This is a genomic window from Mesorhizobium sp. M0166 (assembly GCF_040322255.1).
Lineage (GTDB): Bacteria > Pseudomonadota > Alphaproteobacteria > Rhizobiales > Rhizobiaceae > Mesorhizobium.
In genome coordinates, this window is the sequence record NZ_JAMYTD010000010.1 from 13324 (window position 1) to 25840 (window position 12517).

The window sequence follows — 12517 nt, forward strand, 5'->3', positions numbered from 1 at the left end:
ACAATGTTCGTGGTTTCGCTGAACTACAAGGTGCCGCTGACCGAGATCGACCGCCTGCAGCAAGCGCATGTCGAGTGGCTGAAGGCCTGCTACGCGCAAGGTATCTTTGTCGCCTCGGGGCCAAAGCGGCCAAGGACCGGCGGCATCATCATCGCGCACGGTCCACGCGAAGTGCTCGATGCCAGACTGGCTGACGATCCCTTCGCCAAGGCAGGTGCCGCCGATTACGAAATCACCGAATTCACGGCGAGAATGGCCACTGCCGCACTGGAAGCCTACAAAGAAGCATGAGTTTCCGCCCACCGACCCACACACCCTATGACGGCTCGTCGAAACTGTTCACCATCGGGCTGAAACCGCTCAATCTCGATAGCTGGATCGAGGTCGACGAATATCTGCTGCCCTATCTTGCCGAGAAACGCCGGCTTTACGCGGAAATTCCCGGCAAGGTTTTTGTCGAGGAGCAAACAACGCGCGAGGCCCAGCGCGAAGTGCTCGATCTGCTCGGTGCGCATTTGGCGGCGAACTTTCCTGAGACCCACAGGCGTACCGACAACGCGATCGAGGTGATCGGCGGCACCGACAATCTCGAGGGCTCAGGCACCTCAGCTCCTTTCAGCGATGCGCCGCTTGTCGCGGCCTCGTTACTCGTCCAGGAGGATTTGATCCTGATGCGCCGCGACGAGAGCGGCTGGCGCCTGGCGGCCGGCTCGCTCTGCTTCCCCTCGTCATGGTCGCTGATCGAAAAATTCGGCAAGCCGCTGCAGCAGATCCACGCGCCGGTACCGGGTTTCGGTCCTGGCACACGGCCGGCCGATCTCATCAACCGCATGTTCGACGGCCTCCAGGGCCAAGCCGTCGAGCGCTACAACTGGTCGATCCAGGCGGGCAATGCGCTCTACCATCCGCTCTCCAACCTCGAGCGCATCGACCGTGCCAGCAGTCGCCCGTCGAGATTCCCGGACGGCGACATCGACGCCCATGCCTTTATTCGCGTCGAGCGGCAGACCCTGAGAAAGCTCCCCGTTTCGGGCGACATACTCTTCACCATTCGCATCCATCTCGATCCGCTCGCCGTGCTGGAACGCCATCGCGACCGCGCGGCGCTCTCAGCGTCCTTGGCCGAACAACTTCTGGCGCTGGACGAGGCACAGCTCGACTACAAGGGGATGACCGCCGACCGTGACCGGCTGACGGAACGACTGAAAGTCATGGCTTGGGGGAACAATGATCCAGCATCTTAGCAGTCCGGTCACGTTCATGGCCGCGATCCTGGTACTGTCGACAGCAGCCGAAGCGGAGCCGGTGACTTATGCCGGCAAGCTTGGAAAAAGCGATATCGTCGTCGAATTCACCGGCGATCCGGCGGCCACCGACGGCCCGCTGGCCGGCCGCTACTTCTACCGCTCGAAGGGCGTCGACATCCCGCTGCAAGCCAGGTCGCAGAAGGGCAGCAAGTTCGAACTGGCCGAGGAGGAGGCATGCGGCGCCGATAATTGCGATGACGGAAAGGCCGCGCCGATCGCCGCTGTGTGGCGCCTGGCCTCATCCAGTAACGGCAAGACCCTTGAAGGCAGCTGGAACGGAAAGAAGGCGCTGCCGCTCAGATTGGAACGGGTCGCAAGTCGGCAGGTGACTGGGAGCGAGCCCAGCACCCCGCTCGATCTCTACGATTTCAGCTTCATGAAGTTCTTCGGCAATGACACGCCGCTCACCATGGAAACGTCCCCCTATGACTATCTGCGGATGGACACTCAGCTCGATAACGGCAAGACCACTGGTTGGCCGGACGCGACCTACCGCTACGTCGTCGACCCCCGCACCAAATTCGCCACGCCGCGCATTGTCGAACTGTCCGGCAACGTTTCGGTCGAGGCCGCGAATGCTCTGCTGCAAGACAGGCACTGGCGCGCAAACATCGGCGCACTGGGCTGCGTGGCTGCGCAATACGCCGGTTTCAACGAAGGCGGGCCGATTGACGGTGTGAACGACGGCACGCTCGGCGGCTATGAGGACAGCACATTCGAAGTGAGCTCGCTGACGCCGCGGCTGATGAGCTGGCGGGAGTCCGGCAGCATCTTCTGCGGCGGAGCGCATCCGACCAACTATTCGGACGCCTACATCATGGATGTGCGGCGCGGCGTCCTGCTTGGCCTTCAGGACATTTTCTCGGATACGGTGGATGGCAAGCCCGGTCCTTCCCTCGCCTCCTTGGTCAAGCAGCGGCGCAAGAAACCGACCGATCAGACCGACATCCATCACGAAGCCGAATGCGGCATGGACGATCTCATCGGCGAATATCTGGCGGTCAGCCTCTGGCGGGAGGGCGACAAGCAGGTTCTGGTGTTCGGGCTCCAGACCCTTCCGCATGCCATCCAGGCCTGCGCCGACGATCTGCTGGAACTACCGGTCTCCGAGGCACGTGACCTCTTCAAGCCTGAATTCGCAAGACTGGTCGAGCCGTAGCCGGGATGGCGCGGCGTGAGGCCGGCCGTCCGCTTTTCGCTTTATTGTGACAATGATCTATGGTTTGTCGCGCCGCGGCCAAGCCGCTGTTCCGAAGCGTTTTTTGAGGGAGTAATCGATAAATGGCGAATGAAAACTGGCCCGTTTACGGTGAGATCACCGGCCCTGTCGTGATGATCGGCTTCGGCTCGATCGGACGGGGAACGCTGCCGCTGATCGAGCGCCATTTCAAATTCGACAAGTCGCGCATGACGGTCATCGACCCGCGCGACGCCGACCGCAAATTGCTCGACGAGCGCGGCATCACCTTCATGCAGGATGCGGTGACCAAAAAGAACTACAAGAAGCTGCTGACACCGCTTTTGACCAATGGCGGCGGCCAGGGCTTTTGCGTCAACCTGTCGGTCGACACTTCCTCGCTCGAGCTGATGAAGCTCTGCCGCAAGCTTGGCGTCCTCTACGTCGACACGGTGGTCGAGCCTTGGCTCGGCTTCTATTTCGACGAAAAGGCCGACAATGCCTCACGCACCAACTATGCGCTGCGCGAGACGGTGCGTACTGAAATCGCGAAGAACCCGGGCGGCACCACGGCGATCTCGTGCTGCGGCGCCAATCCCGGCATGGTCTCGTGGTTCGTCAAGCAGGCACTGGTCAACCTCGCCACAGATCTTGGCCTCGACTTCTCGGAACCCGCGCAGCACGATCGCGAAGGCTGGGCCAGGCTGATGAAGAAGGCCGGCGTCAAGGGCATCCATATCGCCGAGCGCGACACCCAGCGCACCAAGAAACCCAAGCCGATGAACGTGTTCTGGAACACCTGGTCGGTCGAAGGCTTCATTTCGGAAGGCCTGCAGCCGGCCGAGCTCGGTTGGGGCACGCATGAGACGTGGATGCCGAAGAACGCCAAAAAGCACAAGAACGGCTCGAAGGCCGCGATCTTTCTGGAGCAGCCCGGCGCCAACACGCGCGTGCGCACATGGTGCCCGACGTCCGGTCCGCAATACGGCTTCCTGGTGACGCATAATGAGGCGATTTCGATTGCCGATTTCTTCACTTTGTACAGCAAGAAGGGCAAGGTGCAGTACCGGCCGACCTGCCATTACGCCTATCATCCCTGCAACGACGCCGTGCTGTCACTGCACGAGATGTTCGGTGCCGCCGGCGAGGCTCAGCCCGTACATCACGTGCTCGACGAAAACGAACTGGTCGATGGCATCGACGAACTCGGCGTGCTGCTCTACGGCCACGCCAAGAACGCCTACTGGTACGGCTCGCAGCTGTCGCTGGCCGAGGCGCGCAAGCTGGCGCCCTACCAGAACGCCACCGGCATGCAGGTCACGTCGGCGGTGCTGGCCGGCATGGTCTGGGCGCTGGAAAATCCCGAGGCCGGCATCGTCGAAGCCGACGAGATGGATTACAAGCGCTGCCTCGACGTGCAGAACCCATATCTCGGGCCGGTCAGGAGCTATTATACGGACTGGACACCGCTCGACAATCGGCCTGGTCTGTTTTCCGAGGACCTCGACACCAAAGACCCGTGGCAATTCCGCAACATCCTCGTTCGATAGCAGCGTTGCCTCGACACTCCGCCAGCTTGCAATCGCCCGGAAATCGGGCGATTGAAGAGGGCGGACCGAGGAGAGGAATTTGATGATGACGATTGTGCAAAGGTTGCTTTCGGCTGGCGTTGCCGCAGCCGCTGCCGTCACGTTGGCGGCCTGCACCACCACCGGCCCAGGCGAGCCGCCGGTGATCACGGCCAAAGGGGTCGAAGGCTCCTGGATCGACGCGCAGGGCACGGGCTTGTCCACCTTCAGGGGCGGCAGCTTCGCGACCGTCGCCACCGATACCGGCCAGAAGCTTGCCGATGGCAGCTACACCATGACCGGCGGCACCTCAGTCGAGATCCATGGCACTTCGCTGATCCGCCAGACGCCGATCAGCTTCAACTGCTTGATGGTCTCCACCAGCCAGCTCAATTGCACCAGCGCGAGCGGGCAGAATTTTGTGCTGACCAGGCGCACCTGAAATTCGATTCCGACTTGACTTTGCAAAGGGCGGCGGCTTCAAGCCGCCGTCTTCTTGCGCCGGCAAAGCTGATGCCGATTTCCGCTTGCATCGACTGAAACGCGATGTGAACATGGCCCGAGAGGGCTGTTACATCCCAGTCAAACAAGAGCGTTAAACGCGTCTGGTCCAGTTATCCGGGAGACGAGAATGAAGAAGATCGCTGCCATCGCCGCGCTGTCGGCATCGGCGCTTGGCCTGTCGGCAGGGGTATCCTTTGCCGACTACACGCTGAACATCCTGCACATCAACGACTGGCACAGCCGCATCGAGAGCAACAACAAGTATGAATCGACCTGCTCGGCCGAGGAGGAGACCAAGGGCGAATGCGTCGGCGGCGCCGGCCGCCTGGTCACCGCGATCGCCCAGGAGCGCAAGAAGCTGCAAGGCCAGAACGTGCTGCTGCTCAGCGCCGGCGACAATTTCCAGGGCTCGCTCTTCTACACGACCTACAAGGGTAAGACCGAAGGCGAATTCCTCAACCAGATGAAATTCGATGCCGAGGTGGTCGGCAACCATGAGTTCGACGATGGCGAGTCGGCGCTGGCGCCGTTTCTCGACATGATCCAGTTTCCGGTGCTCGGCGCCAACGTGAAGGCCAATGCGCAATCCAAGCTCGGCGACCGCGTCAAGCCGTCGATCGTGGTCGAGGTCGGCGGCCAGAAGATCGGCATCGTCGGCGCGGTCACCAACGACACGCCGGAGCTTGCCTCCCCTGGCCCGAACATCGCCATTGAAGACGACGTCAAGTCGATCACCGCTGAGGTCGAGAAACTGAAGGGAGAGGGCGTCAACAAAATCATCGCGGTCACCCATATCGGCTACAAGCGCGAGCGCGACGTGATCGCCAAGATCCCGGGCGTCGACGTGGTGGTCGGCGGCCACAGCCATTCGCTGCTTTCCAACACCGACCCCAAGGCGGAAGGCCCTTATCCGACGATGGTCGACAATCCGGACGGCTACAAAGTGCCGGTCGTGCAGGCGGCGTCCTATTCGAAATATCTCGGCGAGTTCAAGGTCGTGTTCGACGACAACGGCGTCGTCAAGGAGGCCAGCGGCGATCCTATCCATCTCGACAAATCGATCATTCCCGACCCCGCCGTGCTTGCCCGTATCAAGGAACTCGGCGCGCCGATCGAGGCTTTGAAGAACAAGGAAGTCGCCGAGACCACCAAGGCGATCGACGGCAGCCGCGAAAACTGCCGCGCCCGCGAATGCGAGATGGGCAATCTGGTCTCCGACGCCGTCCTCGACCGGGTCAAGGGCCAGGGTGTAGAGATCGTCATCTCGAATGGTGGCGGCTTGCGCGCCTCGATCGACCAGGGCACGGTCACCATGGGCGAGGTTCTCACCGTCCTGCCGTTTCAGAACACGCTGGCGACCTTCCAGATCTCCGGTAAGGATCTGGTTGCCGGCCTCGAAAGCGGCCTCAGCCAGGTCGAGGACGGCGCCGGGCGCTTCCCGCAGGTTGCCGGCCTGAAATATGCGTTCGACAAATCGGCGCCGCCTAACGGACGCGTCAAATCGGTCGAGGTGATGGAAGGCGGCGCCTGGACGCCGATCAAACCGGAGAAGGACTACCTGGTCGCCACCAACAACTATGTCCGCCAGGGCGGCGACGGCTACAAGGTGTTCGCCGAGAAGGCCAAGAACGCCTATGATTACGGCCCGGGGCTGGAACAGGTCGTTGCCGATTACCTCGGCGCGCACCGGCCCTATACGCCGAAGCTCGATGGCCGCATCACCGAGATCGCCGCGACCGGAGCCCCGACCGCAGAACCTGCCAACCCGGCCGAACCGCCAAAACCTGCTGAGGCAGCGCCGATAAAGCCTGCTGAGCCGGCAATGCCCGAAATGCCGGCCGGCTCCGGCGACATTTCCAAAACGCCGCCGGCCGTCCCGGCGGAAACCGCGCCGGCAACACCCGCACCCGCCGAGCCGGCCCAGCCGGCGGCACCTGCGGCTCCGGCCACACCGGCTCCGGCGACCCCTGCTCCGGCCGAACCGGCCAAGCCCGCCGAGACAGCGCCTGCCCCGAGTCAGCCAGCCCCAAGTGAGCCGGCAAAACCTGCCGAGCCGGCTGCGACGGCACCAGCCGAAAGCAGCCATGTAATCGTCGCCGGCGATACCTATTGGGATCTCGCGGTGAAGGCCTATGGCGACGGCACCAAATGGAAAATGATCTACGATGCCAACAAAGCCTACGAGCCACGCCGGCTGCCGGTCGGCGCAACCTTGACTATCCCGGCGGCCTCGAAGTAATCCGGCCGCATGAACGCAATGCACCCGCCCGGCAAACCGGGCGGGTGCTGCATTTCTGGGATAAGGTGCGGCCAGACGCTGCATTTGAAAACCGGCGCGGCATCGCTACTTTCGCCGCGGCACCGTTGGTTCGCGGTGTTGGAGAACCTCATGACGCGTGCCAGCCCTGCTGAAATCAAAGCCGAGAGGACCACCGCCTCGCCGTCGGCAGGGCGCCCTCTGGTCAGGACCGGCAAGGTCGGTGTCATGCTGATCAATCTCGGCACCCCGGACGGCACCGGCTTCAAGCCGATGTGGCGCTACCTCCGGGAGTTCCTGTCCGATCCGCGCGTCATCGAGCTCAACAAGGCGATCTGGTATCCGATCCTCTATGGCGTGGTCCTCACCACCCGGCCGAAGAAATCGGGCGCCAACTATGCCAGGATATGGAACCGGGAGCGCAACGAGTCGCCGCTGCGAACCTACACCCGTGCCCAGGCCGAGAAGCTCGGGCTTGCGCTCGGCGATTTACCCAACGTCGTCGTCGACTGGGCGATGCGCTACGGCAACCCTTCGACCGAGAGCGTGGCCAACAGACTGGTCGAGCAAGGCTGCGACCGCGTCCTGTCTTTCCCGCTCTATCCGCAATATTCGGCGACGACGACTGCGACTGCCAACGACCAACTGTTTCGCGCGCTGATGAAGATGCGCCGCGCCCCGGCCATTCGCAGCGTGCCGCCCTATTACAACGAGCCGGCCTATATCGAGGCGCTCGCCCGTTCGATCGAAAAGCATCTGGCGAGCCTCGACTTCGAACCGGAAATTGTCATCGCTTCCTATCACGGCATTCCGAAACCCTATTCCGACAAGGGCGACCCCTACCAAGCCCATTGCCTCGAGACGACGCGGCTGCTGCGCGAAAAGCTCGGCTGGGATGAAAAGAAGCTGATCACAACCTTTCAGTCGCGCTTCGGCGCGCAGGAATGGCTGCAGCCCTACACCGACAAGACGGTCGAAAGACTAGGGCGCGAAGGCGTGAAATCGATCGCCATCGTCAATCCGGGATTTTCCGTCGACTGCATCGAGACGCTGGACGAAATCGGCAGGGAAGCGGCCGAGACCTTCCACCATGCCGGCGGTGAAAAGTTCGCACACATCCCTTGCCTCAACGACAGTGCCGAGGGCATGGCGGTGATCGAGGCGATGGTGCGGCGCGAGTTGTCCGGCTGGGCCTGAACAGATCACCCGTCCATGCACCGGCAATCCGTGATCACCTGATTGTAACGTTGCTGAAACACACTTAAGTGTTTGGTCAAGTCGGCCGCGTGGAATGTCCAACATGGCCGGCTTTTGAGGGGAGAGCCAAATGGGTTTCAGTGGTTTTGATATCGCGCTTCTTGTTCTTGTCGCCCTTGTCGTCCTGGTGCTTTTCAAGGGCATCCGGACAATTCCGCAAGGCTATAATTATACCGTCGAACGCTTTGGCCGTTACACCAGGACATTGAACCCAGGCCTAAATCTGATCGTGCCTTTCGTCGACCGTGTCGGCGCCAAGATGAACATGATGGAGCAGGTTCTCGACGTTCCGAGGCAGGAGATCATCACCCGCGACAATGCCACCGTTGCCGTCGATGGTATCGCCTTCTATCAGGTGCTCAACGCGGCGCAGGCCGCCTACCAGGTCTCCGGCCTGCAGAATGCGATTCTCAATCTCACGATGACCAACATCCGCACCGTGATGGGCTCGATGGACCTCGACGAACTTTTGTCGAACCGCGACGCCATCAACGAGCGCCTGCTGCGGGTCGTTGACGAGGCGGCGCATCCCTGGGGCATCAAGATTACTCGTGTCGAGATCAAGGACATCAACCCACCGGCCAATCTCGTCGAATCGATGGGCCGCCAGATGATGGCCGAGCGCAATAAGCGCGCCCAGATCCTCGCCGCCGAAGGCCTCAAGCAATCGCAGATTCTGGAGGCCGAGGGCCGCAAGGAAGCCGCCTTCCGCGACGCCGAGGCGCGCGAGCGCTCGGCCGAGGCTGAAGCACGCGCCACGCAGGTGGTGTCGGAGGCGATCTCCAAGGGCGACGTGCAGGCGCTCAACTACTTCGTCGCGCTGAAATACACCGAAGCGCTGACCAAGATCGGCTCGGCGACAAACAGCAAGCTCGTTCTGATGCCGATAGAGGCCTCATCGCTGATCGGCACGCTCGGCGGCATTGGCGAAATCGCCAAGGAGGTTTTCCGGAGCGAAGGCACCGCCGGCGCCGCACGACAGGCCGCCCGCCCGCCGGTGGTTCGCCCGAGCGAAACCTGAGGCCGCCGCCATGCTCGACCGCATTGTTTCCGAACTCGGCCCGTGGAGCTGGATGGTCCTCGGCTTCGTCCTGCTGGTTATGGAGGTTATCGCGCCGGGTATTTTCATGCTGTGGATCGGCATTGCCGCGCTGTTGATCGGCGTCGTCTCACTTCTCATCTGGGATGCCGGTTTCTGGACCTGGCAGGTCCAGGTCCTCGCCTTCCTCGCGCTGTCGCTGGTCTCGGCCTATGTCGGCAAGCGGCTGGTGGGCGGGCGCCATGATGAAACCGACCAGCCGCTGCTCAACCGTCGCGGCGCACAGATGGTCGGCCGGACGGCGACCCTTGCCGAGCCGATCAAGGACGGGCGCGGCCGCATCAAGCTGGGCGACACGTTGTGGCGCGTCTCCGGCCCTGACCTGCCGGCCGGCACGCAGGTGCGCGTGACGGGCGCCGCTGATACCGACCTGGAACTGACGGTCGAGGCGGTCTAGAAGCCCGCTAGGCAGCACCGATGCGCAGCAGGTCGTGCAGATGGACGAGCCCGATCGGCCGCCTGCCTTCGACCACCATTAGGCTGGTGATGGCCGAGTCGTTGATCGTCTGCAGCGCCGTCGCAACAAGCGTGTCGGGCGCGGCCATTTTTGGCTCTCTGGTCATCACCTGATCGACGCTCATCGCCAGGAGATCGCTGCCGATATGGCGCCTGATGTCACCGTCGGTGATGATGCCGATCAGCTTGCCGTCCGCGCCAGTCACCGCCACGCAGCCAAACCCCTTGCGCGACAATTCCAGGATCGCTTCGCGCATGCCGGTACCTGACGACACCAGCGGCAGCCTGTCGCCGACATGCATGATCTCGCGGATCTGCGTCAGGTTGGCTCCGAGCTGGCCGCCGGGATGGAACGTGCGGAAATGGTCCGGGGTGAAGCCGCGTGCCTCGAGCAGCGCGATGGCCAGCGCATCGCCCATCACCATTTGCAGCAGCGTCGAGGTCGTCGGCGCAAGGCCGTGCGGACAGGCTTCCGGGGCTCGCGGCAGCAGAAGCACCACGTCCGCTGCGCGCGCCAGAGCCGATTTTTCGCCCGCAGTGACCGCGACCAGCGGGATCGAGAAGCGCCTCGAATAGGCGATGATGCCTTTGAGCTCGAGGCTTTCCCCCGACCACGACAGGGCGACGATAGCGTCGTTCCTGGCGATCATGCCGAGGTCGCCGTGATTGGCTTCGGCAGGGTGGACGAAGAAGGCCGGCGTGCCGGTCGAGGCGAGCGTCGCGGCGATCTTCGAGCCGATATGGCCGCTTTTGCCGACCCCGGTGACGATGACGCGGCCATCGATCTGCGACACCATGTCGACGGCCCGTGCGAACGGCTCGGCCAGCCCGTTTTCGAGAGCGTCTGCCAGTGCCGCGACGCCGGCCTGCTCCGTCGCCACCGTTCTCAGCGCCGAGGCAATCGCGGCCTGCCCGTCGTGCCGCTTCCTGTCTGGGGATTTCACGTCCATGGACGATGCGATTAGCGCTTCGGCGCGCGCCTGTCCAACGGAATTGCCGCCCCGAACACCTTGACGGCCCATCCCTCAACGCTCCGTTAACCATCCCCATTTACGGTTTCGTAAGTATGGCGCGCGTGCGCCGCGCAAGCAGTGGTGCCGATGTCCGGGTTTCAGCCTCAAAGCAAAATGGGACGAAAGGGCAAGGCGATCTGCGCTTTGCTGCTGGCAACCAGTGTCCTTGCGTTGTCGCGGCCGGCGCTGCTTTGCGCCCAGGAAACCGAGCTGCGCGGCGAGGTTTCGGAATCGACAATCCTGGACGACCAGCAGTACAAGATCAGGCAATCGAGCATGGCTGGAACCCAGGCCGCGCAGGCTGCTGCAACCGCCAACGACAATACGCCGCTGCCTACCTATCGTCCGGCCAGTCCGGGGGCCTTGCCTGACGACGGCACGGGCGAAGCGGCCACAACCGGCGGCACTTTCGATCCGCCAGAGGCCAGCGGCGACCCATTTCCCGACAACCCTGCTCCGCCGCCGCGACGGCGGCCAAGCGCAACGCAACGCGCCACCAATGCGGCCAACGCCGAAGACGAGACCGCGGACAGTACGAAGAGCAAGGGAACCGCGACTGCAGGCGCGGCGACGACCGATGACACCGATACAGCTGCCATAGACGAGCAGGATACGGTCAACCGCCGTGCCGTCACCGTCGATTCCGCCGAAAGGCTCAAGCTCGACCCCGGCGCCGAACGCATCGAAGCCATCGAAGGCCAGAACAAAAAGAACGAGGACGACCCGTTCGCCGCCACCGGCATCAAGCTCGGCTCCTTCGTGATCCGGCCGACGCTCGAGCAAGGCCTGACGTCTTCGACAAACGCCGATTCGAGCAGCCTCGGAAAGCCGGCCTTGCTGTCGGAAACGACGCTGCGCTTCAACGCCGTCTCCGATTGGCGGGAGAATTCGGCGACGGTTGAGGGCTATGGCATCTTCCGCGAAACCTTGTCCGGCTATGACATTCACGAGGCGCAAGGCCGCGTCGACGGCACGCTCAACATCGATCTCGACAATGATCTGCGCGCCATCGCCAAGCTGGGCTATGAGGCCGTGCCCGAATCGGCCTCGGCGCCGGACGCAGTCGTCGGCGCCGTTGGCCAGCCGGTGCGCCAGACCGTGAACGGCAGTCTCGCCGTCGAGAAGGATGCCGGCAAGATGCGCTTCGCGCTGACCGGCGCGGTCGAGCACGACATCTTTGGCGACGCCAAGCTTTCGTCGGGCGGATCGCTGTCGCAGAAGGGCCGCGACTCGACGCTCTACACGGCCATTTTGCGCACCGGTTACGAGATCTCGCCTGCCATCACCCCGTTCACCGAAATCGAGATCGGCCGGCGCGCTTATGATTTGCGCGTCGATCCAAACGGTTTCCAGCGCTCCTCGACCAGGCTTGGCGCACGGGCCGGCGTCGAGCTCGATCTCCGCGAGAAGCTTAAAGGCGAGTTCTCGGTCGGCTGGCTACGCGAAGCCATCGACGACGACGCCCTGCCGGCTATTTCGGGCGCGACGGTCAATGCCGATCTCAAATGGTCGCCGGAACGTGGCACCACGATCGGGCTCACCGCACAGACGACCGCCGAGAACACGACGAACGCGGGCGAAAGCGGCGACATGCTCTATTCCGGCAGCCTCACCGGCGAGCGGCAGATCCGCGCCAACCTGACCGGAAATGCAGCTCTCGGCCTTGAATGGCGCGACTATACTGGCTCCGACGATCATGATTTGACGCTGAGCGCCGAGGCTGGGCTGACGTGGTGGCTGAACCGCTACACCGGGCTCACCACCCGCGCCAGGACTGAAAAACTGACCAGCAACCTGGTCGGGCGCGACTACACGGCCAACAGTATCTTCGTCGGCTTGAAGTTGCAGCGCTAAATGCATGTCGCGCAAAAGCGTGCAG

Annotated in this window: 11 protein-coding genes; 10 read left to right on the forward strand and 1 reads right to left on the reverse strand. The window is 62.9% G+C overall.

Annotated elements, in window-relative coordinates; translation table 11 throughout:
- Nucleotides 1-3 precede the first annotated feature (3 nt).
- The 9 genes from NKJ46_RS13705 (at nucleotide 4) to NKJ46_RS13745 (ending at nucleotide 9566) form a co-directional block, all read left to right on the forward strand.
- Entirely contained in the window at nucleotides 4-291 is a 288-nt protein-coding gene (locus NKJ46_RS13705) for a YciI family protein (RefSeq protein WP_352665505.1), read from the forward strand.
- Nucleotides 288-1244: a heme-dependent oxidative N-demethylase family protein gene (locus tag NKJ46_RS13710; RefSeq protein WP_352665507.1), complete on the forward strand. Its 957-nt coding sequence runs from the start codon at nucleotides 288-290 to the stop codon at nucleotides 1242-1244. Before NKJ46_RS13705 ends, NKJ46_RS13710 begins: the two co-directional genes overlap by 4 nt.
- The gene (locus NKJ46_RS13715; protein WP_352665509.1) at nucleotides 1228-2466 is read left to right on the forward strand and encodes a hypothetical protein; all 1239 of its coding nucleotides are present in this window, start codon (nucleotides 1228-1230) and stop codon (nucleotides 2464-2466) included. The genes NKJ46_RS13710 and NKJ46_RS13715 overlap by 17 nt, the downstream gene beginning before the upstream one ends.
- A 122-nt stretch (nucleotides 2467-2588) precedes the next feature.
- Nucleotides 2589-4034 (forward strand): homospermidine synthase, encoded by a 1446-nt coding sequence (locus NKJ46_RS13720; RefSeq protein WP_352665511.1) that lies wholly within the window; start codon nucleotides 2589-2591, stop codon nucleotides 4032-4034.
- 85 nt (nucleotides 4035-4119) lie between these two features.
- Nucleotides 4120-4494 (forward strand): outer membrane lipoprotein Omp10, encoded by a 375-nt coding sequence (omp10, locus tag NKJ46_RS13725; protein ID WP_352665656.1) that lies wholly within the window; start codon nucleotides 4120-4122, stop codon nucleotides 4492-4494.
- A 189-nt stretch (nucleotides 4495-4683) separates the two neighbouring features.
- A complete protein-coding gene (locus tag NKJ46_RS13730; RefSeq protein WP_352665512.1) occupies nucleotides 4684-6795 on the forward strand; it encodes a 5'-nucleotidase C-terminal domain-containing protein in 2112 nt (703 codons plus the stop codon).
- A gap of 150 nt (nucleotides 6796-6945) precedes the next feature.
- On the forward strand, nucleotides 6946-8010 hold the full coding sequence (gene hemH, locus NKJ46_RS13735; RefSeq protein WP_352665513.1) for a ferrochelatase: 1065 nt from the start codon (nucleotides 6946-6948) through the stop codon (nucleotides 8008-8010).
- A 130-nt stretch (nucleotides 8011-8140) separates the two neighbouring features.
- Nucleotides 8141-9091: an SPFH domain-containing protein gene (locus NKJ46_RS13740; RefSeq protein WP_352665515.1), complete on the forward strand. Its 951-nt coding sequence runs from the start codon at nucleotides 8141-8143 to the stop codon at nucleotides 9089-9091.
- Nucleotides 9092-9101: 10 nt separating this feature from the next.
- Nucleotides 9102-9566, forward strand: coding sequence for an NfeD family protein (locus NKJ46_RS13745; protein ID WP_352454064.1), 465 nt, complete (start codon nucleotides 9102-9104; stop codon nucleotides 9564-9566).
- Nucleotides 9567-9573: 7 nt separating this feature from the next.
- On the opposite strand, the gene NKJ46_RS13750 is transcribed toward NKJ46_RS13745, so the two are convergent.
- Complete coding sequence (locus NKJ46_RS13750; RefSeq protein WP_292664673.1) at nucleotides 9574-10575, reverse strand: KpsF/GutQ family sugar-phosphate isomerase; 1002 nt, start codon at nucleotides 10573-10575, stop codon at nucleotides 9574-9576.
- A gap of 177 nt (nucleotides 10576-10752) precedes the next feature.
- Here NKJ46_RS13750 and NKJ46_RS13755 point away from each other — a divergent pair, with 177 nt between their 5' ends.
- Complete coding sequence (locus NKJ46_RS13755) at nucleotides 10753-12492, forward strand: outer membrane beta-barrel protein (protein ID WP_502903400.1); 1740 nt, start codon at nucleotides 10753-10755, stop codon at nucleotides 12490-12492.
- Nucleotides 12493-12517 lie beyond the last annotated feature (25 nt).